This is a genomic window from Mycolicibacter sinensis (assembly GCF_001667945.1).
In the GTDB taxonomy this organism is placed as follows: Bacteria; Actinomycetota; Actinomycetes; order Mycobacteriales; family Mycobacteriaceae; genus Mycobacterium; species Mycobacterium sinense_B.
Genome location: NZ_LZJK01000155.1, coordinates 1 through 24011, shown reverse-complemented (window position 1 = coordinate 24011; position 24011 = coordinate 1). Strand labels below are relative to the sequence as shown.

Here is a 24011-nt window from a genome sequence, read left to right as displayed (position 1 = left end):
CATGCTGAGTGTGCTGGAGCCCGGTGCCCGGGTGCTCGTCGCCGGCGCCGGGGTGACCGGCCGGGCGGTGCTGGGGGCGTTGGCGCCCCTGGGACTGCAGCTGACGCTCTGCGACGACGACCCGGCCGCGCTGGCCCGGTACACCGGGGTCGCCACGCTGAGCCCGGCTGCGGTGGCGCCACAGATCGCCGACTACGCCCTGGTGGTCACCAGCCCCGGATTTCCGCCGGGCACCCCGGTGCTGGCCGCCGCCGCCGCGGCCGGTGTACCGATCTGGGGCGACGTCGAGTTGGCCTGGCGGCTGGATGCGGCCGGCCGGTACGGACCACCGCGGCGCTGGCTGGTGGTGACCGGCACCAACGGCAAGACCACCACCACGTCGATGCTGCACGCAATGCTGACCTCAGCGGGCCGACGCGCTCAGTTGTGCGGCAACATCGGCAGTCCCGTGCTGGACGTGCTGGGAGAGCCGGCCGGCGGTTCAGCGAGGCTCGACGGAGGAGAGCGGAAGCTGGGACCGCCGCATGAATCCGAACTGTTGGCCGTCGAGCTGTCCAGTTTCCAGTTGCACTGGGCCCCGTCGCTGCGCCCGGAGGCCGGCGCGGTGCTCAACATCGCCGAAGACCACCTGGACTGGCACGGCAGCATGGCCGCCTACACCGCCGCCAAGGCGCGTGCGCTGGCCGGCCGGGTGGCGGTGGTCGGCTTGGACGACGCCCGCGCCGCCGCGCTGTTGGATACGGCCCCCGCCGCGGTGAAGGTGGGCTTTCGGCTCGGTGAGCCCGCGGCCGGCGAGCTCGGGGTCGTCGACGGCATGCTGGTCGATCGCGCCTTCGGCCCATCCGGTGAAGGCCTGGCGTTGGCGCCGGTGTCGTCCATACCGGTGCCCGGACCGGTTGGGACGCTGGACGCGCTGGCCGCGGCCGCACTGGCCCGCAGCGTGGACGTGCCCCCGGAGGCGATCGCCGACGCGCTGGCGTCGTTCCAGGTCGGCCGGCACCGCGCCGAACTGGTCGTCGTCGCCAACGGCATCCGGTACGTCGACGACTCCAAGGCGACCAATCCGCACGCGGCCGAAGCCTCGGTGCTGGCCTATCCGCGGGTCGTCTGGGTGGCCGGCGGGCTGCTCAAGGGCGCCTCGGTCGACGCGACCGTCGCCAGGATCGCCGGCCACCTGGCCGGGGCGGTGCTGATCGGCCGGGATCGCGGCGAGGTTGCCAAGGCGTTATCGCGACACGCACCGGATGTCCCCGTCGTCCACGTTGTGACAGGCGAGGATATTGATATGGGTGATGCTGCCGTGTCTCCAGTTACTCGTGTTGCACATGTAGCTGAAGGGTCTGATGAGTCGCTGAGTTCCCGGGTGATGACGGCGGTGGTGGCCGCCGCCCGTGAGCTCGCGCGGCCCGGCGACACGGTGCTGTTGGCGCCGGCGGGGGCGTCCTTCGACCAGTTCTCCGGCTACGCCGCCCGGGGCGATGCGTTTGCCGCCGCCGCGCGATCCGCGGCAGGCTCGGTGTGATCGGCGTGCTCGGGGTGCTGGGCCGGCTGCGGCGGCGCGAGGCTGCCGCCGAAGCCGCCGATCCCGCCCAAGACACGGCTGCTGACAAGCCGGTCAAGAGCGAACCGCGCACCCGGTTCGGCGCCTGGCTGGGCCGCCCCATGACCTCGTTTCATCTGATCATCGCCATCGCCGCGCTGCTGACGACCCTCGGGCTGATCATGGTGCTGTCCGCCTCCGGGGTGGAGTCCTACGGTGTGGACGGCTCGGCCTGGCGGATCTTCGCCAAGCAGGTGCTGTGGACGGTGATCGGACTGTTCGGCTGCTACGTGGCGCTGCGGATGCCGGTACGGTTCATGCGCCGCACGGCTTTTGCCGGCTACGCGTTCACCATTGTGTTGCTGGTGCTGGTGCTGATCCCGGGCATCGGCACCTTGTCCAACGGGTCTCGGGGCTGGTTCGTCATCTACGGCTTCTCCATGCAGCCCTCCGAGCTCGCCAAGATCGCGTTCGCAATCTGGGGCGCCCATCTGCTGGCGGCCCGGCGCATGGAGCGCGCGACGCTGGGCGAGATGCTGGTGCCCCTGGTGCCCGCCGCCGGTGTCGCCCTGGTGCTGATCGTCATCCAGCCCGACCTGGGCCAGACGGTTTCGCTGGGCATCATCCTGCTGGCGCTGCTGTGGTACGCCGGCCTGCCGCTGCGGGTGTTCACCACCTCCCTGGCGGCCATCGTCGCCGCCGCCGCGATCATGGCGGTGACCGAGGGCTACCGCTCGGACCGGGTGCGGTCCTGGCTGGATCCCGACGCCGACATCCAAGGCGCCGGGTACCAGGCCCGGCAGGCCAAGTTCGCGCTGGCCAACGGTGGGATCTTCGGCGACGGCCTGGGTCAGGGCACCGCCAAATGGAACTATCTGCCCAACGCACACAACGACTTCATCTTCGCCATCATCGGTGAGGAGCTCGGCTTCATCGGCGGGTTCGGGTTGCTGGCCCTGTTCGGCTTATTCGCCTACACCGGCATGCGCATCGCGAAGCGCTCCGCCGACCCGTTCCTGCGGCTGCTGACCGCCACCACCACGATGTGGGTGATCGGCCAGTCGTTCATCAACGTCGGCTACGTGATCGGGCTGCTGCCGGTCACCGGAATCCAGCTACCGCTGATATCTGCGGGTGGGACTTCCACGGCCACAACGTTGTTCATGATCGGCATCATGGCCAACGCGGCCCGGCACGAACCGGAGGCGGTGGCGGCGCTGCGTGCCGGCGCCGACGACCGGATGAACCGGATCCTGCGGCTGCCGCTGCCGGAGCCCTACACACCGACCCGCATCGAGGCGCTGCGCGACCGGCTGCGGTCCCGGCCGCAACCGGCCGCCCGGCCGCGCGGCAGCGGCCGGGCCAGGCAGGCCCCCAAGCGGGCGGCGAGCCGGGGCGCGGGCCGCGCAGGGCAAAATGGAGGCGGCCGACGCCGCCCGGCGGCGTCGGACGAGCGGCGTCCGACCCGCGGGCGCGCACGCGCATTGGAAGGTCAGCGTTAGGGCAGTGAACGACTCGGTCAGCAAGCCCGACCGCGGTGCGCCGATCTCGGTGGTCCTGGCCGGTGGCGGCACCGCCGGCCACGTCGAACCCGCGATGGCCGTCGCCGACGCGCTGAGCGCCTTGGACGCGCGCGTCCGGATCACCGCCCTGGGTACCGCCCGCGGCCTGGAGACCCGACTGGTGCCGGCGCGCGGTTATGACCTGGAGCTGATTACCCCGGTGCCGTTGCCCCGCAAGGTCAACGCCGATTTGGCCCGGTTGCCGCTGCGGGTGGCACGGGCCGTCCGGGAGACCCGGGCGGTGCTGCGCACCACCGCCGCCGACGTGGTGATCGGCTTCGGCGGCTATGTGGCGCTGCCGGCGTACCTGGCCGCGCGCGGTATCGGCAACGGCCGGGTCCCGGTGGTGATCCACGAGGCCAACGCCCGTGCCGGGTTGGCCAACCGGGTCGGGGCCCGCGGCGCAGCGCGGGTGCTTTCGGCCGTGGCCGATTGCGGGCTGGCGCACCCGGAGGTGGTCGGGGTGCCGGTCCGCGCCGCGATCACCACGTTGGACCGGGCGGCGCTGCGGGCGGCGGCCCGCGCCCACTTCGGCTTCGCCGACGACGCCCGGGTGCTGCTGGTCTTCGGCGGCTCGCAGGGCGCCCGCTCGATCAACCAGGCCGTGGCCGGGGCCGCCAAACACCTTGCCGCGGCAGGGATCTCGGTGCTGCATGCGCACGGGCCGAAGAACACCCTGGAGCTGCCGGAGCCCGGCCCGGGTGATCCGCCCTATGTCGCGGTGCCCTACCTGGACCGGATGGACCTGGCGTATGCGGCCGCCGACCTGGCGATCTGCCGGTCCGGGGCGATGACGGTCGCCGAAGTGTCGGCGGTCGGTCTGCCCGCGGTGTATGTGCCGTTGCCGATCGGCAACGGCGAACAGCGGCTCAACGCGCTACCGGTGGTCAACGCCGGCGGTGGGGTGCTCGTCGACGACGCGGCGCTCACACCGGATTTCGTGGCCGGCACGGTCGTCGGACTGCTCACCGACGCCGGGCGGCTGGCCGCGATGACCAGCGCCGCCGCCCTGGCCGGACATCCCGAGGCGGCGCGGCGAGTGGCCGAGGTGGCTCTCGACGTCGCTACCGCCCGGCGCTCTCGGAGCCGGCATGGACGCTGAGCAACTGCCGCCGGAGCTGCGTCGGGTGCACATGGTCGGCATCGGGGGAGCGGGCATGTCCGGCATCGCCCGCATCCTGCTGGATCGTGGCGGCCTGGTGTCGGGATCGGACGCCAAGGAGTCCCGCGGAACCCACGCGCTGCGGGCCCGCGGCGCGCAGGTCCGGATCGGGCACGACGCCTCGGCCCTGGACCTGCTGCCGGGCGGCGTCACCACGGTGGTCACCACGCACGCGGCGATCCCCAAGACCAACCCCGAACTCGTCGAGGCCCGCCGCCGCGGCATCCCGGTGGTGCTGCGGCCCGCGGTGCTGGCCAAGCTGATGGCCGGGCGCACCACCTTGATGGTCACCGGCACCCACGGCAAGACCACCACCACCTCGATGCTGGTGGTGGCGCTGCAGCACTGCGGACTCGATCCGTCGTTCGCGGTCGGGGGCGAATTAGGTTCTGCCGGTGCCGAAGCCGGCACCAACGCCCACCATGGCAGCGGTCCGCTGTTCGTCGCCGAAGCCGACGAGAGCGACGGCTCACTGCTGGAGTACACCCCGAACGTGGCGGTGGTCACCAACATCGAAGCCGATCACCTCGACTTCTTCGGCAGCGCCGAGGCTTACACCCAGGTGTTCGACTCGTTTGTGGAGCGCATCACCCCGGGCGGGGCGGTAGTGGTCTGTGTCGACGATCCCGGCGCCGCCGAGCTAGCCGACCGTACTGCCGCACAAGGTATCCGGGTGCTGCGCTACGGCACGGAAGCACCCGGGCAGCAGGAGCTGGCCGGGTCATTGCTGAGTTGGGAGCAGCAGGGCACCGGCGCCGTCGCGGAGATCGCGCTGGCCGGATCGACCCACCGGGCGGCGATGCGCCTGGCGGTGCCGGGCCGGCACATGGCGCTCAATGCGCTGGGTGCACTGCTGGCGGCGATCGAGGTCGGGGCACCGCTGGACGCGGTGCTCGACGGCCTGGCGGGGTTCGACGGAGTGCGGCGCAGGTTCGAGTTGGTGGGTTCGGCCGGTACCGGCGATTCGGTGCGGGTCTTCGACGACTACGCGCACCATCCCACCGAGATCGCCGCGACGCTGACCGCGGTGCGCACCTTGCTGGCCGAACGCGGCACGGGGCGCAGCCTGGTGGTGTTTCAGCCTCATCTGTACTCGCGCACAAAGGCGTTCGCCGCCGAGTTCGGTCGCGCACTGGACGGCGCCGACGAGGTCTTCGTACTCGACGTCTACGGTGCGCGCGAGCAGCCGTTGCCCGGTGTGAGCGGGGCAAGCGTCGCCGAGTACGTGAGTGTTCCGGTGCATTACCTGCCGGACTTCGCCGCGGTTCCCGAAGCGGTGGCAGCGGCCGCCGGTCCCGGCGACGTGATCGTCACCATGGGCGCCGGCGACGTGACTGTGCTGGGCCCAGAGATCGTCACCGCGCTGCGGGCGCGGGCCGCCCGGACCTTTCCCGGCCGCCCGGGCGTGCTGTGAGCGTGCCACCCGAAATCCCGGATGTCCCACCGCAGGACCCGGCGGAGGAGACGCCCCAGGACACCCAGGCAGTTGACGTCGAGGACACCGAGGCCACCGAAACGGCCGAGAAGCCGGCCGAGGTCGAGGGCCCGCGCCGGCGCGCCCGGCGGGAACGGGCCGAGCGGCGCGCCGCGCAGGCCCGCGCCGAGGCGATCGAGCAAGCCCGCCGGGAGGCCAAGCGGCGGCTGCGAACAGGCTCGTCCGAGCCGGCCAAAGGTGTTCCGCGGGGCACCGTTCGGGGCCTGAAAATGGCGTTGGCCACCTTTCTCGCGCTGGTTGTGATCATCGGGCTCGGGCTCGTCTTGTACTTCACGCCGGTGATGTCGGTGCGCGAGATCGAGGTGACCGGGATCGCGGCGGTCTCCCGCGACGAGGTGCTCGATGTCGCGAAAGTCCAGCTCGGCACCCCGCTGCTGCAGGTCGACACCGGCGGTGTCGCCGAGCGGGTCGCCGCGATCCGGAGGGTGGCCAGCGCCCGGGTGCAGCGGCAGTATCCGTCGGCGCTGGGCATCTCGGTGGTGGAGCGGGTCCCCGTGGTATTCAAGGACTTTCCGGACGGCCCACACCTGTTCGACAAGGACGGCGTCGACTTCGCGACGGCCCCGCCCCCGGCGATGCTGCCGATCTTCGACGTCGACAACCCCGGCCCGACGGATCCGGCCAGCCGGGCCGCGCTGCAGGTGATGACCGCGCTGGCCCCGGAGGTCGCCGCCCAGGTCAGCCGGGTGGCCGCCCCGTCGGTCGCCTCGATCACCCTGACGCTGGCCGACGGCCGGGTGGTGATCTGGGGCAATACCGACCGCACCACGGAGAAGGCCCAGAAGCTGGCGGCGTTGCTCACCCAGCCCGGACACACCTACGACGTGTCGAGTCCGGACCTGCCCACGGTGCGTTAACCCGCGGCCGCACGTCGCCGAGCGGGAATCGGCCGCCACGGCACGCGCGGATCCCGACGGGAATACCGCGCCAGTCAAGAAAATTCGCCCGGCGTGTCTCGGCGCGTCGGCGCCGGTGACAGCCGCGGCGGCCCTACTGTGGCGGTTGCGTGGAACAACTTGACATAACTCTAAGCCTTTGGTTGAGGTTGAGGGTTTGCCCCAGGTCAGTCAACAAGGCAGTTCCGGGAGTTCCGCAGACAGGCCCCAGAGAGGAATCCAATCCCACCAGGGAGGAAGACGAACGATGACCCCACCGCACAACTATCTGGCCGTCATCAAAGTCGTGGGTATCGGTGGTGGTGGCGTCAACGCCGTCAACCGGATGATCGAGCAGGGCCTCAAAGGCGTCGAGTTCATCGCGATCAACACCGACGCCCAGGCACTGTTGATGAGCGACGCCGACGTCAAGCTCGACGTCGGCCGGGACTCCACCCGCGGCCTCGGCGCCGGCGCCGACCCCGAAGTGGGCCGCCGGGCCGCCGAAGACGCCAAGGACGAGATTGAGGAGCTGCTGCGCGGTGCCGACATGGTGTTTGTCACCGCCGGGGAGGGCGGCGGCACCGGCACCGGCGGAGCGCCGGTGGTCGCCAGCATCGCGCGCAAGCTCGGGGCGCTGACCGTCGGCGTGGTCACCCGGCCGTTCTCCTTCGAGGGCAAGCGGCGCGGGATGCAGGCCGAGAACGGCATCACCACGCTGCGTGAGAGCTGCGACACCCTGATCGTGATCCCCAACGACCGGTTGCTGCAGATGGGCGACGCCCAGGTCTCGCTGATGGACGCCTTCCGCAGCGCCGACGAGGTGCTGCTCAACGGCGTGCAGGGCATCACCGACCTGATCACCACCCCCGGCCTGATCAACGTCGACTTCGCCGACGTCAAGGGCATCATGAGCGGTGCGGGCACCGCCCTGATGGGCATCGGGTCGGCCCGCGGCGACGGCCGGGCGCTCAAGGCCGCCGAGGTCGCGATCAACTCGCCACTGCTGGAAGCGTCGATGGAGGGCGCCCAGGGCGTGCTGATGTCGGTCGCCGGCGGCAGCGACCTGGGCCTGTTCGAGATCAACGAGGCGGCCTCGCTGGTGCAGGACGCCGCGCACCCCGAGGCCAACATCATCTTCGGCACCGTGATCGACGACTCGCTCGGCGATGAGGTCCGGGTGACGGTGATCGCGGCGGGCTTCGACTCGGCCGGTTCGGGTCGCAAGCCGGTGACCGGCACCACCGGTCAGGCCCGGCACGCGGTGGCCCCCGGGCAGGCCGGCAAGGTGACCTCGTCGCTGTTCGACCCGGTCGATGCGGTCAGCGTGCCCGCCCCCACCAACGGGGCGACGGTCAGCGTCGGCGGCCGCAACGGTGATGACGGCTGCGACGACGACGACGTCGACGTGCCGCCGTTCATGCGGCATTAGTTCGGCCGCATGGCTTTTCGGGTCCGGCGGGTGACGACCACCCGGGCCGGTGGCGTCTCGGCAGCTCCGTTCGACAGTTTCAACCTGGGCGACCACGTGGGCGACGATCCCGCGGCCGTGGCGACCAACCGCGCACGGTTGGCGAAGGCGACCGGCCTGGGCGCTGATCGCCTGGTGTGGATGAACCAAGTGCATGGCGATCACGTGGAGCTCATCGACGGACCACGCGACACCCCGGTCGAGGCGACCGACGCGCTGATCACCGCCGTCCCCGGGCTGGCGATGGTGGTGGTGACCGCCGACTGCGTCCCGGTGCTGATGGCCGATGCCCGCGCGGGGGTGGTCGCCGCGGTGCACGCCGGCCGAGTCGGCGCGCAACACGGGGTGGTGGTTCGTGCGTTGGAGGGCATGCTGGCTGCGGGCGCGCAGGTCGGCGACATTTCGGTGCTGCTGGGCCCAGCGGTCAGCGGGCCGCACTATGAGGTGCCCGCCGCGATGGCCGACGAAGTCGAGGCGGCGTTGCCCGGTAGTCGCACACTCACCTCGGCCGGGACGCCCGGGCTGGATCTGCGAGCCGGAATCGCCCGGCAATTAAAGGAAAGGGGTGTCGCAGCGATCGACATCGACCCGCGCTGCACGGCGGCGGATCCGCAGCTGTTCAGCCACCGCCGTGACGGGCGCACCGGCCGGCTGGCCTCGCTGGTGTGGCTGGAATGAAACCGGTTGCGCCTGTCCGCGTGTCGTTGCGGGGCGTGCGCGGTCTGGGCCGTTACCGTCACCGTTATTAGTCACTTCAGTCACACCTTCATCACAGTCATCAGAGAAGGGTCTAGGGATGAGCACACTCCACAAGGTCAAGGCCTACTTCGGGATGGCTCCTATGGATGACTACGACGACGACTACTACGACGACGGCGATGACCGGGCCGCGTCGCGCGACTACTCACCCCGGGCGGAGCGGTTCTCCGAGGACGTCTTCGACCGCGTCGCGGGCCGCTCCGACGGCCGCTACGACGACCGCTTCGCCGACCGCGACTACGACGAGGCGCCCGGGGGTTACCGGGTCGGCTACGACGACGACCCGCGGTACCGGAGCCGCGAGTTCGACCGGCCCCGCGACTTCGAACGCTCGCGCTTCGCCTCGCTGCGCGGTTCCACCCGCGGCGCCCTGGCGATGGAACCGCGCCGGATGGCGATGATGTTCGACGAGAGCAGCCCGCTGTCGAAGATCACCACGTTGCGCCCCAAGGACTACAGCGAGGCCCGCACCATCGGCGAGCGGTTCCGCGACGGCACCCCGGTCATCATGGATCTGGTGTCGATGGACAACGCCGACGCCAAGCGGCTGGTCGACTTCGCGGCGGGTCTTGCCTTCGCCCTGCGCGGCTCGTTCGACAAGGTCGCGACCAAGGTGTTTCTGCTGTCGCCGGCCGACGTCGACGTGTCGCCGGAGGAGCGCCGCCGCATCGCCGAGACCGGCTTCTACGCCTATCGGTAGGCTGGCACGACAGTCGGGCCGGTCAGCGCGATGCTGATGCGGGCACACCCTCGTCAGTAAGGTCGCATTCCGTTGGCGCTGTTCTTCACGATTCTCGGTATCGCGCTGTTCGTGTTCTGGCTGCTGCTCATCGCTCGGATCGTCATCGAGTTCATCCGCTCGTTCAGCCGGGACTGGCACCCACGCGGGGCCACGGTGGTGATCCTGGAGCTGATCATGAGTATCACCGATCCACCGGTGAAGCTGCTGCGCCGCCTGATCCCGCAGTTGACCATCGGCGCGGTGCGCATCGACCTGTCGATCATGGTGCTGCTGCTGATCGCGTTCGTCGGGATGGAACTGGCGCTGCAGCACGCCGCGTGAGGGCCCGGGCTCAGACCCGGGTCAACCGCAGCCGCCACGCCTCCGGGCCGCGCTCCTCGTAGCCGACCGCCAGCCGGCCGCCGCTGCGCTCGGCGAGCTGGTGCAGCAGCGGAATCGGATCGTGCGGCGCCACCAGCAGCATCGAGCCGCCGATCGGGACCGCGTCGAAGGCCCCGAACACCGTCGCGTGCCGGATCGCGTGCGGAATCTCGCGCACGTCGAGCTCGGGCATCTCCTCGTCCTGTTCGCCGCAGCCGCAGCCGCCATGGCCGCCGTGGCCACCATGACCGTCGCCGGCCGCGCCGGACTGGGCGGCCTGGGCCGGCTCGGCGGGGATCGCCGGCAGCTGGGCGGCCAGATCGGCCAGCGAGACACCGCTGGCCTCGGCGAGCGCGGGCATCAGCAGGTCGGCGATCTTGCCCAGCAGCGCCTCCAACAGCACCCGCAGCGCCTCGACGTGCGCGGCGATCTGCACCCGGTCGATGTCGCGGGAGATGCGCGCCGCCGCCTGCTCGATCAGCTGGGTCTCGCCGAGCAGGCCCTCGATCAGCAACCGCGACCGCTCGACCCCGGCCGACGCCGGGTAGATGATCTCCACCGCGGCCCGCAGCTGCGGGCGCACCCCCTGCTCGATGAAGGCCTGGACCGCGCGGTGGGCGTCGTCGAAGCCCGGGCCGGCCGTACCCACCGCGGCGAACACCGCCGCCCCCAGCGCGGCTTGGCGGCCGAGCAGCTCGGCATAGCGGGATCGCACCTCATCGACCGCCGCCGAATCCGCTGCGCTGGTCGCCACGACCACGTCGTTGGTTGTCATCCTGGGGTTCCTTCCGTTTGGTCCCGATCGGCCCTGCGTCGGGGGCGGGCCACCGGCCATCAATATTTACGGGCCGACATTGTGAATAATACGGTCCCGGGTGGCGGGCCGGTACCCCGCGGGGCGGTGCCGGCAGCGGGGACCCGGGGTCACCGACGGCGTTTGGGACACAGCGAAATACGCGGCGCTCACCGGCCGGGGTCTGACACTTTGCTGCCCGCGGCCGGACCGGCGCCACCGCCGGGGCCGGCCCCGGTCACGGCAGCCCTTGCTAGCCGCGCGACGACCCGGCGAGCATGGGTGGCCGGCCTCACCGGTGGTGTTTGCCGAAGCGTGATTTCTGTGGCAGCAATTTGAAATTCACTCTTAATATCATTCTCATTGCCGAGCCCAGCGTCTGATGTGACAGGATGGACGGCAGTTACAACACGGCTAGCGTATTCCCGGTCGACCTACACTTGCCCGATCGGTGCTACCTACCTGACCAAGGGGGCAGACGATGCCACTAACACCGGCAGACGTGCACAACGTCGCGTTCAGCAAACCGCCGATCGGGAAGCGCGGCTACAACGAGGACGAGGTCGACGCCTTTCTCGACCTGGTGGAGACCGAGCTGACGCGGCTCATCGAGGAGAACGCCGACCTGCGTCAGCGGGTCAGCGAGCTCGACCAGGACCTGGCCGCGGCCCGCGCCGGTGGGGGCCAGCAGGTCACCACCTCGATCCCGGTCTACGAGCCTTCCCCCGAGCCGGCCGCGCCGGCGCCACAGCCGGCCGCGCCCGAGCCGGCCACCGAAGACCAGGCACTCAAGGCGGCACGGGTGCTGAGCCTGGCCCAGGACACCGCCGACCGGCTGACCGGCACCGCCCGCGCCGAATCCGAGAAGCTGATGGCGGATGCCCGCGCCAACGCCGACCAGATCCTCAGCGAGGCCCGGCAGACCGCGGAGACGACGGTCGCCGAGGCCCGGCAGCGGGCCGACGCCATGCTCGCCGATGCGCAGACCCGCTCCGAGACGCAGCTGCGTCAGGCCCAGGAGAAGGCCGACGCCCTGCAGGCCGACGCCGAGCGCAAGCACTCCGAGATCATGGGCACCATCAACCAGCAGCGCACCGTGCTGGAAGGCCGCTTGGAGCAGCTGCGTACCTTCGAGCGCGAATACCGCACCCGGCTCAAGACCTACCTGGAATCCCAGCTCGAGGAGTTGGGTCAACGCGGCTCAGCGGCACCGGTGGACACCAGCGCCGCCAGTGACGGCGGCGGGTTCAACCATTTCAACCGCGGCACCAACTGACGGTGGCAGTCGGGCCGTCACGCGGTGGGTGCAAGTAGTCTGCTCGTGGGGCGGGAGGTGAATCGATGCTGATCATCGCGCTGGTATTGGCGGCAATTGGACTTGCTGCACTGGTATTCGCTGTGGTCACCAGCAACGCGCTGGTGGCCTGGGTGTGTATCGGGGCGAGCCTGCTGGGCGTGCTGTTGCTGATCGTGGACGCGTTGCGTGAGCGTCGCCGCAACAGCCCGGCGGCCGCGCCCGAGGCGGTCTCGGACGCGGCTGAGGCCCCGGCGGACCCGGAGGCCTTCACCGACGCCGACGCCGACGACGACGCCGAAGACGGTACGCCCGAGGTGGCGGAAACCGTTGACTCCGACGCCCTCGAGGACTACGACGGCGTGGCGGTCGAGGACAACACCGACGACCCCGTGACGCATCCGGCCGACTAACCGGCAATGGTGGTCGGCGTGGCCAGCAGGTCGCGGACCTCGTCATCGCTGACCTGACGAAAGTCGACGTAGGTCTGACCGACGGCGTCGAATGCGGCGGGGATCGTCGCGCACACGACGTCGTCGGCCTCCTGGGCGATCTTGCGGCAGGCCGAGAGTGGGCTGACCGGTACCGCGACCACGGTCCTCGCCGGTTCGGCTGACTGCACCGCCCGCACCGCCGCCAGCACGCTCGCGCCGGTCGCGATGCCGTCGTCGACCAGGATGACGACCCGGCCGCGCGGATCGGCGGCCGGCCGGTCACCGCGGTAGGCGATTTCCCGCCGCCGCAGTTCGGCCGACTCGCGGTCGACCGCCGACTGCAGCACTTCGCTGCTGATACCGAGGTCGGCGACCACCTGATCGTTGACCACCACCAGCCCGCCGCTGGCCAACGCGCCCATCGCCAGTTCCGGCCACTGCGGAACGCCCAGCTTGCGCACCAGGAACACATCCAGCGGCGCCTGCAGGGCGGCGGCCACCTCCCAGGCGACCGGCACCCCGCCGCGGGCCAGACCCAGCACCAACAGAGACTCGGTGCCGCGATAATCGGCCAGCCGCTCGGCCAGAACCCGGCCGGCGTCGTGGCGATCGCGGAAGGTGCGAGGCGCCGACGTCTGGTTCGAGCCGCCTGGTCGAGTCATCTCCCCATCGAGCCTACGACTCGACGGCTGTAGTCACACGGTGTCCGAGGGGGGTGTGTGAGTTCACGACATAGGTGACAGATGAGTCGCGACATAGGTGACACCTGCGGGGGTGGTTGATGAGTCGCGTCATAGGTGACAGTCGTGGTTCATGTCCAAAGCCCGTGTGGTCGTCCTGGAAGTCGTCAGCGGGAACCTGTCGGTGTCCGCCGCAGCCGAGGCCTACAACGTCTCCCGTCAACACATCTACCGCCTGTTGGCCCGCTACCGCACCGGCGGCCTCGACGCGCTCGAACCGCGCTCCCGACGCCCCGCCAGCAACCCCCGCAGGATTTCCGATGAGGTCATCGCCGCCATCGTGCACTTGCGTGAACGCCTAGTCGCCGAAGGTCTTGACGCTGGTCCGGTGACCCTGCAGGCCCACCTCGCCCGGCAAGGGCTACCGATCCCTTCTACCTCCACAATCCGGCGCATCCTGCATCACCACGGCCTGATCACCCCACAACCACGCAAACGCCCCCGCAGCTCCTATCACCGCTTCGCCGCCGAACAGCGCAGGCGAATGCTGGCAATCCGACTTCACCCATTGGACCCTGGCCGACGGCACCGACACCGAAATCCTCAACTGGCTCGACGACCACTCCCGCTACCTACTGTCGTGCACCGCCCACCACCGAGTCAGCGGACCCGACGTCGTCGCCACCTTCACCACCACCACCGACGAATTCGGGCTACCGGCCACCACATTGACCGACAACGGCTCGGTCTACACCTCACGATTCACCGGCGGACACAACGACTTCGAACGCCTACTAGCCGCCCTGGGCATCACTCAGAAAAACGGCCACCCCGGCCACCCCCAAACCCAAGGCAAAATCGAACGCTTCCACCAAACCCTCAAACGCTGGCTAAGCGCACGACCCCACCCAAAAACCGTCGCCGAGCTCCAAGACCTCCTCGATGACTTCCGCACCGTCTACAACACCCAACGCGCCCACCGCGCCCATCCCGGCCACATCACCCCACAACAGGCCTACCTCGCCCGACCCAAAGCCACCCCCACCGCACAACCCCAAGCCGCCATCCGGCTACGCACCGACACCGTCGACCAATTCGGCAAACTCACCCTGCGCCACGCCAGCCGCCTACACCACCTCGGCATCGGACGCGCCCACGCCGGCACCCCCGTGCTCATCCTGATCGCCGCCACCACCGTCACCGTCATCAGCAAAACCGGCCACCACCAACTCGCCAGCCACCACATCGACCCCGACCACAACTACTGGCCCAACAAACAGAAAAACCCCGGCAAAAGCCGGGGCAATCTGTAACCGATGACGCGACTCAGGTGTCACCGATGACGCGACTCATCACAATGGTGTCCGAGGGGGGAGTTGGCCATCTGCGACACGGGTTGGGATCTTTCAGCTGGGCCGTTGACCAGGGTCTCACGGCTGGCGAAGCGATTCTCTGGTACCTGGTGTGGTGACCTCGGATGGTTCGGCCAGGTGCCGACGTGATGATGCCAGGCCCTGTTCATTCCTTACCGACCAGTATGCGGGGAGGTCGGCGCCGACCCACGCCATGCGACGACCGTTCGTTTGGGTGCTATCGCGGGAGGCCGACTAAAGAGACCGGTGAGTCGGGACACGCGGCCGAGGCAATCACCACGCAATTCGCGCACCGATCTAGGGTTGGCGGTATTCGGGTACGGCCTGTGAGGGGACGGCAGATGGCAGGTGGCGAGAATCTGTTCTTGACGGGCGAACCGATGAGCCTTGAGTGGCGGATGATGGTTGCGCTTTCGGCTACGCAACTTTTCACCGCCGGCAAGCCGACTGAGTTTGCGATAAACATTCTCACCGGAACAAAGTTTGAAAGTATCGCCGCGAAACCACATCGCACGCTTATGGATCTTGTCTTGTACCTCGAGGCGAGGGGTATCACGAATATCCGCTCGCATATCAAGGAGGTCGCCCACATCGTCGAGGATATGGAGCGGCGCGGCATTCTTTACGACTGGGGGTTGGTTGAGGCTGCAGCGGGACCGGTGGGTCACGCCTATTTAACTTGGAATTATGGCCGCGCACCAATGGGTGGTGACCTTTGGATGGCGCGCTTATTTGGCGCGGAACTGATTGTGCCCAGCTTTGGCGGGCTCACTATTCCAATTCCGGGTGTCAGTCGCGCTACTGGCGAACCGGATATCGGGAGCGGTTTGGTCGTTGACGGAACCCACATCATCACCAATGCCCATGTCATCGAGGGCATGGACATAGACCCCGAGCTTCCGCGCCCCAAAGTGATTCCGCCCGGTCGCATTTCGTGGGCCAACCGCTCACCGCTGCGTGTGGTTGGCGCGAAGTCGCACCCCACGATAGATGTGGGAGTGATCGAGGTAGCGCATACGGCAGAACGGATAAGTTTGAATGCAGATCTACTACTGGCAGGCAAATCTGAACCCGATCGCCTTGAGACACTGTCCGACTTGGAGTTTCGCGATGCGGAGTGGTCTGACGAGATGTACATCTTCGGATATCCACCGATACCTATGGCAGATAGTGAGGCTGTTCCGCTGGTCGTTCAGCGCGGCGAGGTGGTGAATCCAAATATTCTCGATCGCCGGGCAAATCCTTTCTTTCTATTTTCTGCAATCGCACGGCCTGGTAATAGCGGGGGGCCAGTCGTTTCCCATGATGGCTATATCCTAGGTCTTGTGTCACAGCTAACTACGTTTAAGGGCAATGAGATAGAAGCTCCGTTCTACGGAGGAGTACCGGCTAGCCAGGTTGAATTAGCTGTGAGAGATTTGGGCTACGGCGGGCTTGTAAAGCTTGCAGGCGATAATTCGTGACATCATAGCCACTATTAGAGATAGCTTGATCCGTGGAAGAGAGCAGCCAGTGAGAGATTCGGCCGTCGAGTGACTTCACCTGCCATCGGACTTGTCAGCTGAACATGGTAGTGCTCTCAGCTCGTCGGCTTTGGAGTCGGGCGCGGCCCGTTGCTTTAAGCAACAATCCATCGACCTTTGGCGGTGGTCAGGATCTGCAAGTCGTCGGGGACCGCGATGGTGTCTGCGAAGACGACGAATTCGGTGCCCATGTGGTTCACCTGGGCTGTGTGTTTGATGTCGAACTCTGCGCATCTGAACTTGACGTAGAGTTCGTCGGTCACACGGTCATCGGCATCGTAGGTCAGGAACCACTTCAACTTGGAGTGCCGCAGCTTGGTTGCGAGGTCGTGATGATCCTCGGCACTGAGTCGGTCGAGGTAGAGGTCGTCCCCTTGGCCGAGGTACGGAGGGTCAACGTAGACGAGCATGTCGCGTCGATGCGGGGACAATCCGGCAAGGAAGTCTCGGGCGTCAAGTTCGGTCAGTTCGACACGGCGCCGGTATGACCCGATGTAGGCGATTCTCTGGGTGAGATTCTCCCGGTTGAAGCGAGCGTCGATCTTCCACTGACCCGTCTGTTCTAGACCACCGATGGGTCGAGCGTTCAATATGCCAGATCGATTGCACCGGTTGAGAAAGAATGTCGCAAATCCCAGTTCCAGATCACCGTGGCGCTTTGGGTGGTCATAGATCTCACGGGCGAGATACCAGGTTTCTAGACTCACATCGGTGTCCTCGATGCGTTTGATCAGCCGTTTGGTTTGGTTGAACACGCATCGCCAAAACGCCGCTATTCCAGGGTTGAGGTCGTTGATGTGAATGACATCGACATGCTCACCGACAAGGAGTGTTAGTGCACTTCCTGCCCCGCCGGCGAACGGTTCTGCGTAGCGGCGTGGACGTGGATTCTGCGATGCGAGCAGTTCGGCGGCGAACGGGGCGATGCGAGCTTTGCCGCCGGGATACCGGAGCGGACTGATGTACCTCATAAAGGCAATGACATTGCTAGGCAACATATCCGGCGACTATCCACGTGCCTATGATATCGCGTTAACGCCGAGGTGGCCACCGCTCTCACAGCGCTGAGTCCAGGTCCTCCAAGAGCGGCCGGTAGTGCTGACTCAGCGCCCGAACATCCGCCGGTCCTCCTCTCTGGGTGAAGCTGTGCACGTAGGCGTTCATCATGTCGACGCCCAGTCCGTTGGTGGCGTTGTCCTTCTGGCTATCCATCCAGGCGGCAGCGAGCCGAGGCCCGCGATTCTGTGAGTGTTCGATCTGTGGGTCAAGGTGCTTCAGAACAGCCTTCAACTTGTTCCGTAGCGTCGGGCGGCCAGGCACCGTCAGGCTGAGCTTATCGATTGCCTCGGTGACACAGAGTTCGACGATAACTCGCACCATGACGCCAGCGACTAGCGTCGTTTCATCGATGCCTAAGCGCTGCGCCTGAATGAGGGTGTCGGAAGTACGGAGTTGAAACTTTGTTAGGCGCAAGCCCTGGAAGATGCGTTGTTCGGATCTTGGTCGCTGACGACGCCCCGTTGGGGCTGGCGGAGGCGATGGCGGTGGCATTGGCTGTGAACCCCCACCACCTGTCGCAGGTGGAGTGCTTGCTCCCGGTGTTTGTTGACCAGTGGCTGGCGGCGTCGGGCTGGAGGAATTCGGTGAAGTGGCCGAGCCGCCAGGCACTTTCAGGTGCGCGATGCTGGCTATGTAGTTACTGACGAGCTCCTGATTGTTGATGTCGCGAGCAGTCATGCCCTCGGAAACATCGAAGATAATTCTTCGGAAGGCTGCGTGCACCGCCTGCTCCGGCCCGACCACGCGGATTGCACCACTAGCGCGCTCGATCGTGTAACCGAATGCTTCTTGCATTTGCTTGGGCAGAATGAGGCGTCCGAGGGTCGTCACACGGCGCCGCACCCGCGCTCCTGCTGTGTTGTACCCTCCGCGAAAGATCGTCGTGAGGTGCCCGAGCAGTTGGGTATCGCTGGGGTACGCATTCACCATAAGATCGCGGAGCTGCATTGCGAGTCCCGTTTGGGATCCTGGCGTGGGGTTGAAGCGCTCGGACATATCGGTCGTCCAGGGGCTCAGGCCGCGGCCCTCGTTCTCCCCGGTATGCCGCAGTTCGATCCACCGCCTTGCCGATTCGCGGTTCTCGAAGAGCGAGCAAGCAACTTCATCAGGCCCGGCCCCGTTTGCGGAAATGATGGCCTCGACGCGCCGGCGGATCCGCTGATCGTCAATGAGGTCTGGGGATCTGAGCATCTTCAGCGCCGCTACCCGACGGTTACCCTCCACCACGATGTAGAGGCCGTCTTCGAGGATCACCCCGGGAAGCTCGAACGGACTGAGGGTTCCGGACTCGGCGATGTCACGCGCCATGTTGATCTGCTTTGTGGCATCAAGTTCGATCAGGGCGTTGACCGATTCCCGCGTGGTCTCGCCGCCCTCTTCCAGTCGTGGATTCTCGTCGTCCAGGACTAGGTCGGCCCACGACAGTTCGACCGGGCGGACGTGTCCGAGTTTGGCGACCTGCGGCGCCGACTCAGCCGACATACTGCTCCCGCCGCGCATGCCCCAAGATCCAGTGCATGGACAACGAGTGTAGCCAGCGTATTCTCCGGATTGTCGGCGATCCGCGGGCGAGCGATGCCCTTGACGATGTCTTGAATCCGTACCGGCTAGCCTGCCGACGCTTCAGCTGTCAACCATTGCGGCCGGCTGGTCTCGGGTGGATGGTGTTCCCCATGATCCTGGCGGGGTTATCCCGTCATCCGCCGAGCGCAACCAGCAATGCCATCGCGGTCCCGTTGGCTACGGCCGACGGAACGCCGGCGAGATCCCTCGAAAGCTTGCGTCCAATCTTTCGAGACGGCGTCCTTTGCAGGAGGGAGAACGCTGGTCAAATTTCGCTCCACAATGAACGGTGCTGTTAGCCGCGTCCGAGGGTCACCTCTGCCTATGCTCGGCTCCAACATGGCCGCTCAGTCGCTCACCCCAACGAGTGGGCGAGTATCGGCCATGGATACCTGTTTGTTCGCTGACGGAAGGTGTACATCGACGTGAGCCGCAACCTGTGGTGTCAGACCCCGCTCGGGGGTAGCTGATGTCCAAGACGCAACTCAAGAAATTGTTGATCGAGCGTTTTCGGGCACTCCGCGGCGTCGACGTCGAACTTGGAGATCATATCACCGTCGTATGCGGCAAGAACGGCACATCAAAATCCTCCATCCTTGGAATCGCTGCGCAAATCTTTAGCTTTGAGAAGGACTACGTCTCAGATACTTCGCTTTCATTCCAGCAAATAGCGGGGGGTGCGTTCAAGTCACAATACAGCGAACACTTCCGAATGTCTGAGACGTTCGACGTGCCAGGATCCATGACCGTCAACATCGAACTGCATGACGGTTACACCAATAAAGCAGCTACGGCCAAGCTGGAACTCATGCGGAGGCAGAACAAGCCGCGCCCAGTGGTCCGGAACAACAGCACCGTATCGGGGAAAGGTAACACCAGCAGGAACTTCACGCATCCCGTCATATTCTTGAGCCTGAAGCGATTGTTTCCCATCGCGGCCCGCGAGTATAACGTGGACAGTTTCGATTATCTCAATCTGCACAAGCAAGATTTTCTCAAACTCACCAACGAGATTCTCAATAAAAATTCTGCCCATGCCACTGGAACAGACGGAACCATCAGCTCGGCAGTGGCGCATGGCACCGACTACGATCACGAATCCGTCTCGGCTGGCGAAGACAATGCGGGTCAAATCGCGTTAGCGTTGATGTCTTTTCGTAAGTTGAAGGGAGAGTACCCCGACTATAAGGGCGGCTTGCTGTTGATCGACGAGGCTGATGCCGGTCTATTTCCGACGGCGCAGATCAACCTGTGGAAGGTTCTCGCACGCGAATGCGCTGAACTCGACCTCCAGGTCATTATGACTTCACATTCTCCGGTTTTGATTGAACACGCCCACGAGCACAGTCAGAAATTCAGGCGGAAATTTAAGACAATCTACCTTAGTGACACGTACGGCGACGTCCAGGTTATGGAAGACTGGTCGTGGGTGCAGATCAGCGCCGATATCGCCACGAAAACTATCAAGGTCGAACGGGGATTGTCGCTGCCCAGCCTGCGTGTTTACTTCGAAGACAGGGAGGCCGCAGACTTCTTCGAAGCTCTCGTTTACAGGCAGCCGATCAAGAAATTTACAGTTCCGCTACCAGAGATTACCTTAGGCTGTTCTAACTACCTCCAGTTGATCAAGAAGAAGATACCGGAATTCTCGCAGAACAGCATCGTATGTCTTGACGGGGACCAACCCCCGACGTCTTGGAAAACCGTGGTGTTGCTGCCCGGCGACTTGCCTCCGGATCAGCTGATTTTCCAGCATCTTTACAACCTTGCTGCCGATGATCCTTTTTGGAGGAATGAACGACAGTTCACGCGTGTCGTTTTCACCAATGAAGCGCGCGACGTGATCAATGAGTTCGAAATTACAGGCAATGCCGTTGACATAAAAGAACGAGTGGAAGCCTACGTGGGCGCTAAGAAGCCCCGAGAGGTATTCAAGAAGTTCTACAAGGGCGAACAATTTCAGCAGCTCATCTCTGCTACGACAAAGCAATACAACCCGTGGAAGCATTGGACTCAGGCTAATCCCGCAGCGACCAATGCTTTCCTTTTAAAGCTGAGGAATGCAATGCATGGCGTTATGCGGAACGCCTACAGCATTGACGAAGCAAAGTTGCATGCACTTGAAGTGAAACCGAGAAGATCCGGCTAGTGGCCCGTCCTTACCGAGAGGCGACCCGTGCCGTCTAGTAGACATCGATCCTGCCCCACTCATGCAGATGTTCCACTATCCATCCGGCCATCTCGTCGGCGGCGAGCGATGGATACTTCTTCATGATCGCGTCGATGGTGGACACCGGATCTTCGACTAGGTACTGGTAGCAGATGACTAGGCGGAGCGCGGATTGCAAGTGACCGGCCTCCACGCAGATCCGGATGGCTCCCGGCAGCTTCTGGCACAGGTCCGGGTCGACCACCATGATCGACCAAAGGCTTTGGCCGATTCCCCCTCGCTGCCAGTCCACACCGCCCTCATCCAAAGTCTCCACCGCGTGAACCAGCGTTGCCAGTTCTTCCGAAGATCAACGAAGGGTCGCGAGTACCTCATCCTCGATGAGTGGGGTGATCCAGTTCTGCCTCGTCCAGAAGATGTCGGGGTGCGGGGTGACGTGCGCCAGGACAGTGATGCCGTCGAGCAGGCTCCGTCCCGCCATAGACGGGAGGAGTCGCCGTAGGAGGATCAGGGGCCGCGGGTCGCGACGTCCCAGCGTCCAGCAGTTGAAGATCCCACGTCGACGAGCCTCGTCGTCGGATTCGACCAGAAGCAGATAGGCCGATTCTGGGGTTGCAGCGAGGTAGGTCTCGACACTTCACCCAAAAACGCGTCAAACGTCGTGTCGTCGAGCACGTTGCTAACGACTACTTCTGTCACCTCGTCGGACTGCGGCGTAGCACCGTAGCCGCCGTCATCGATCTGCACCTCGCTGCGTGCAAGCTGCGAGAGGTTGATCCACCTGATCGCTGCCGTGGCGGGATCATGCACCATGCCGATGATGGGGACGGTCGATGAGCGCCAGTAGTGCCAGTCCGTGGGCGTCGCAGGGATGATCCACCGGCCGTTCCGGTAGAAGGACTTGCCCCCTTTGACTTGCACACCAATGATCCCGCCGGTGATCTCGGACCCACGAGTCACATCGACGTTGAGGTCGCGTCCGTAGTCGCTTCTACCGTCGACTTCGTCGACGACTTGATCGTGGCGCTCCAGGAGCGTGCGGACGGCGTTGATTGCGCCTCTTTCGGAGCGATGGCCCACTCGCAGATGCTTCCGCGCAGGCTCCATCATGTTCACTACGCCAGACTAGGACGCGGCCATGCTGGGCGGTCTGAACCGCCCGGGGTCTGAGGCCAGCGGTCAGAAGTCGCCAGACGCCGAACGGAAGCTCTGCGATCGCCTTGTCGTGCATCTCGGGGGTCAGCGTCCGATGGCTTGCTCGCAAGCTGACCCATACGACGAGCTGGACGATGTTGTCGAGCCGTGGGCCCGGCGGATAGTGCGGTTTCGGCGGGAGCTCACCGCCTCGAGTGCCCCCGCGGTCCAGATCGCTGAACCGGTCAATGGCCACCGCGAAGACGGATCAGTCAGACGGCAAGCCATCTGACCGTCCACCACCGAGACTCAACCCCAGAGTCACATTGACCAGCGGCGGGGTCGTTCCTGGGACAAAGTTGATGCGTGAGCACCTCTTTGATCGAGCCCGGCACTGAGCAGATCTACCGCCTAAGTGAGTTCGCCCCGTCGGAGCGGGTCCGGGTTGTTGCGGTTGATCAGCGCAAGAAGACGCCCCGCTACGAGGTTGAGTTCCTCGATGGCGAGAAGGCCGGCACCGTCGAAAACGTACCTGCCGGGCGTCTGCACGGCCCCTGGTCAAAGGTTGAGAGCTACGACGAGCACATGGCGCACTGGCAGCGTTTCCTCGACGAGGAGCCACTGGATAGCACCGAAGACGGGGCGGTCGAGCACGTGTTCCTAGAGCTTGTCCGGGACTCGATCGGCGAACTTGACTGGCGTTATTCGCGATGGACCGCCATCGTCAAGGATCGTGCAGCTCTGGCAGCGCTGATCGGCGTCACGGTCGATGAGGTCCTTGATCAACTCGATTACTTTGAGGACGGTGGTGCTGTGTTCGTGTCGCCGGAGGGCACGATGCGGCTGGCCGCGGCGATCGCCCACGCCAACCCGATGCCGATCCTCGATTGGGTGATCAACGACGAGAAGAAGTATCGAGAACTCTGCAAACGCGGCAGGTCAGCCACTGCCCGTGACCGCTACAGTTACTCCACCTCGCCGGAGCAGGAGTACGACAGCTACCTGCGATATGGTCGTCCGCTGCATGAATTGCTGCGCGCCTGGTGCGGTCACCGAGCCGTCACATTGCAGGAGCGCGTCGATGCCGCCGAAGCCGAGGTAAGACGATTGGACGAGTTGCTTGCGCGCATGATCGATCAGCTCAAAGGGCAGGAACATTCGTACGTCGCGGAAATCATTGAGCAGGAGCATGTCGAGGGCCGCATTACTCCGGCAACGGTTCGCCCGGTCGTGGAACGTCCGCTCAAACCCTCGGAGATTCCGGTGATCCATGTGCCGGTTCGGAGTCGACGATGGTGGTGATCAGGGCCGCCAGATGCCGTGTTTGCCCATGAATGGTTGCAGGTCGTTCATGCCAGGTGATGGCGGGGTTGGCCGGCCGCGGGTGGACGTGATCGGGTCCAGTTTGGCGGCGTGTTCACGAATCTCGTTGGCCCAGTCCAGGAGTCGCGTGCGGTCGGGTTCGTCCAGGCGAGCAGCCCGCTCGCTGACCGCGGTGGCGTAGTCGCGCAGTTCTTCGGCTTTCCGCCAGTCGCGGGCCTCCCGGAGCATGGCGTCGCGGAGGAACTTGTCTCCGAAAGCGATGACTGCGGCCGCCCGGGCTTCGTCCCACGCTTGCCTTCGCAGAACGAGTTGACGTTCGGCTTCGATCTGTCGACGTTCTTCGGCTTCGCGAGCGGCGACCTTGCGGTCCAGTCGAAACAGGATCTCTTCGATAATGCGTGGGAGGTCGTCTTCGAGCTGGTGACCGTCGGAGTCGCGCCAGGTAGCCGACCAGAACGCGGCTGTTTTGTCGTCGCCGAGTTGGATTTCTAAGTCCTCGGAGGGCCGCTCGTCGAAATCAGGAAACAGGTAGCCGCGCCGAGCCCGGGCCAGCTCTCGCTCCGTCGGTTCGTGGGGCACCTTGTCGATGCCCTGATTGAAGTGCAGGCTGACCTGGTCGGGCGGGTGAGTCCCCTGGGGTGGTGGGGTTTCGGGGGTCGGGGCAGACGGTGCTGGACTTGGTATCGGGCGTGTCGCTGA

The 24011-nt window shown here is 65.7% G+C and carries 22 protein-coding genes and 1 pseudogene; 15 read left to right on the top strand and 8 right to left on the bottom strand.

What is annotated here, in order from left to right:
- The first annotated feature begins 1 nt into the window (after window position 1).
- The 9 genes from murD to A5694_RS20480 all read left to right on the top strand — a co-directional run bounded on the left by murD (window position 2) and on the right by A5694_RS20480 (window position 9927).
- Complete coding sequence (murD, locus tag A5694_RS20520; protein WP_064924147.1) at window positions 2-1522, top strand: UDP-N-acetylmuramoyl-L-alanine--D-glutamate ligase; 1521 nt, start codon at window positions 2-4, stop codon at window positions 1520-1522.
- A gap of 5 nt (window positions 1523-1527) precedes the next feature.
- Entirely contained in the window at window positions 1528-3042 is a 1515-nt protein-coding gene (gene ftsW, locus A5694_RS20515) for a putative lipid II flippase FtsW (RefSeq protein WP_082952783.1), read from the top strand.
- Between the two features lie 4 nt (window positions 3043-3046).
- Window positions 3047-4204, top strand: a complete 1158-nt coding sequence (gene murG / locus A5694_RS20510) for an undecaprenyldiphospho-muramoylpentapeptide beta-N-acetylglucosaminyltransferase (RefSeq protein WP_082952777.1) — start codon at window positions 3047-3049, stop codon at window positions 4202-4204.
- Window positions 4194-5678: a UDP-N-acetylmuramate--L-alanine ligase gene (gene murC / locus A5694_RS20505; RefSeq protein WP_064924145.1), complete on the top strand. Its 1485-nt coding sequence runs from the start codon at window positions 4194-4196 to the stop codon at window positions 5676-5678. Before murG ends, murC begins: the two co-directional genes overlap by 11 nt.
- On the top strand, window positions 5675-6616 hold the full coding sequence (locus A5694_RS20500; RefSeq protein WP_082952776.1) for a cell division protein FtsQ/DivIB: 942 nt from the start codon (window positions 5675-5677) through the stop codon (window positions 6614-6616). The genes murC and A5694_RS20500 overlap by 4 nt, the downstream gene beginning before the upstream one ends.
- Window positions 6617-6902: 286 nt before the next feature.
- Entirely contained in the window at window positions 6903-8066 is a 1164-nt protein-coding gene (ftsZ, locus tag A5694_RS20495) for a cell division protein FtsZ (protein ID WP_064924144.1), read from the top strand.
- A 9-nt stretch (window positions 8067-8075) separates the two neighbouring features.
- Window positions 8076-8783: a peptidoglycan editing factor PgeF gene (gene pgeF, locus A5694_RS20490; protein WP_064924143.1), complete on the top strand. Its 708-nt coding sequence runs from the start codon at window positions 8076-8078 to the stop codon at window positions 8781-8783.
- 118 nt (window positions 8784-8901) lie between these two features.
- Window positions 8902-9564 (top strand): cell division protein SepF, encoded by a 663-nt coding sequence (locus A5694_RS20485; RefSeq protein ID WP_064924142.1) that lies wholly within the window; start codon window positions 8902-8904, stop codon window positions 9562-9564.
- A gap of 72 nt (window positions 9565-9636) precedes the next feature.
- A complete protein-coding gene (locus A5694_RS20480; protein ID WP_019735026.1) occupies window positions 9637-9927 on the top strand; it encodes a YggT family protein in 291 nt (96 codons plus the stop codon).
- 10 nt (window positions 9928-9937) lie between these two features.
- Here the strand turns inward: A5694_RS20480 and A5694_RS25015 are convergent, their stop codons facing one another.
- A complete protein-coding gene (locus A5694_RS25015) occupies window positions 9938-10741 on the bottom strand; it encodes a DUF2249 domain-containing protein (RefSeq protein WP_064924141.1) in 804 nt (267 codons plus the stop codon).
- Between the two features lie 499 nt (window positions 10742-11240).
- On the opposite strand from A5694_RS25015, the gene wag31 reads away from it, so the two are divergent.
- A complete protein-coding gene (gene wag31, locus A5694_RS20470) occupies window positions 11241-12035 on the top strand; it encodes a DivIVA-like cell division protein Wag31 (RefSeq protein WP_064924140.1) in 795 nt (264 codons plus the stop codon).
- Window positions 12036-12100: 65 nt separating this feature from the next.
- Window positions 12101-12466: a hypothetical protein gene (locus A5694_RS20465; protein WP_064924139.1), complete on the top strand. Its 366-nt coding sequence runs from the start codon at window positions 12101-12103 to the stop codon at window positions 12464-12466.
- Here A5694_RS20465 and A5694_RS20460 read toward each other — a convergent pair.
- Window positions 12463-13149, bottom strand: coding sequence for a phosphoribosyltransferase (locus A5694_RS20460; protein ID WP_064924138.1), 687 nt, complete (start codon window positions 13147-13149; stop codon window positions 12463-12465). The two genes, A5694_RS20465 and A5694_RS20460, sit on opposite strands and share 4 nt — an antisense overlap.
- Before the next feature lie 151 nt (window positions 13150-13300).
- Here A5694_RS20460 and A5694_RS20455 point away from each other — a divergent pair.
- Window positions 13301-14480: pseudogene (locus A5694_RS20455) on the top strand (IS481 family transposase).
- Between the two features lie 401 nt (window positions 14481-14881).
- Window positions 14882-16003: a S1 family peptidase gene (locus A5694_RS22905; RefSeq protein WP_165605207.1), complete on the top strand. Its 1122-nt coding sequence runs from the start codon at window positions 14882-14884 to the stop codon at window positions 16001-16003.
- Window positions 16004-16158: 155 nt separating this feature from the next.
- On the opposite strand, the gene A5694_RS20450 is transcribed toward A5694_RS22905, so the two are convergent.
- Both A5694_RS20450 and A5694_RS23780 read right to left on the bottom strand, forming a co-directional pair.
- Entirely contained in the window at window positions 16159-17061 is a 903-nt protein-coding gene (locus tag A5694_RS20450) for a DNA adenine methylase (protein ID WP_207516062.1), read from the bottom strand.
- A gap of 58 nt (window positions 17062-17119) precedes the next feature.
- On the bottom strand, window positions 17120-18604 hold the full coding sequence (locus A5694_RS23780) for a hypothetical protein (protein WP_131809622.1): 1485 nt from the start codon (window positions 18602-18604) through the stop codon (window positions 17120-17122).
- Between the two features lie 550 nt (window positions 18605-19154).
- Between A5694_RS23780 and A5694_RS20435 the strand changes: the two genes are divergently transcribed.
- Entirely contained in the window at window positions 19155-20834 is a 1680-nt protein-coding gene (locus A5694_RS20435; RefSeq protein ID WP_064924134.1) for an AAA family ATPase, read from the top strand.
- Between the two features lie 34 nt (window positions 20835-20868).
- Here A5694_RS20435 and A5694_RS20430 read toward each other — a convergent pair whose 3' ends face one another.
- From A5694_RS20430 to A5694_RS20425, 3 genes are read right to left on the bottom strand one after another with little or no spacing between them, the layout of a single operon-like run.
- On the bottom strand, window positions 20869-21171 hold the full coding sequence (locus A5694_RS20430) for a hypothetical protein (RefSeq protein ID WP_064924133.1): 303 nt from the start codon (window positions 21169-21171) through the stop codon (window positions 20869-20871).
- 33 nt (window positions 21172-21204) lie between these two features.
- Window positions 21205-21336, bottom strand: coding sequence for a hypothetical protein (locus tag A5694_RS25010; protein WP_267887760.1), 132 nt, complete (start codon window positions 21334-21336; stop codon window positions 21205-21207).
- Window positions 21337-21362: 26 nt separating this feature from the next.
- Window positions 21363-21965 (bottom strand): DUF4365 domain-containing protein, encoded by a 603-nt coding sequence (locus tag A5694_RS20425; RefSeq protein WP_234787948.1) that lies wholly within the window; start codon window positions 21963-21965, stop codon window positions 21363-21365.
- 390 nt (window positions 21966-22355) lie between these two features.
- Between A5694_RS20425 and A5694_RS20420 the strand changes: the two genes are divergently transcribed.
- Window positions 22356-23291, top strand: a complete 936-nt coding sequence (locus A5694_RS20420; RefSeq protein WP_082952774.1) for a hypothetical protein — start codon at window positions 22356-22358, stop codon at window positions 23289-23291.
- On the opposite strand, the gene A5694_RS20415 is transcribed toward A5694_RS20420, so the two are convergent.
- On the bottom strand, window positions 23292-24011 hold a 720-nt coding region (locus A5694_RS20415; RefSeq protein WP_207516061.1), incomplete at its 5' end, for a hypothetical protein.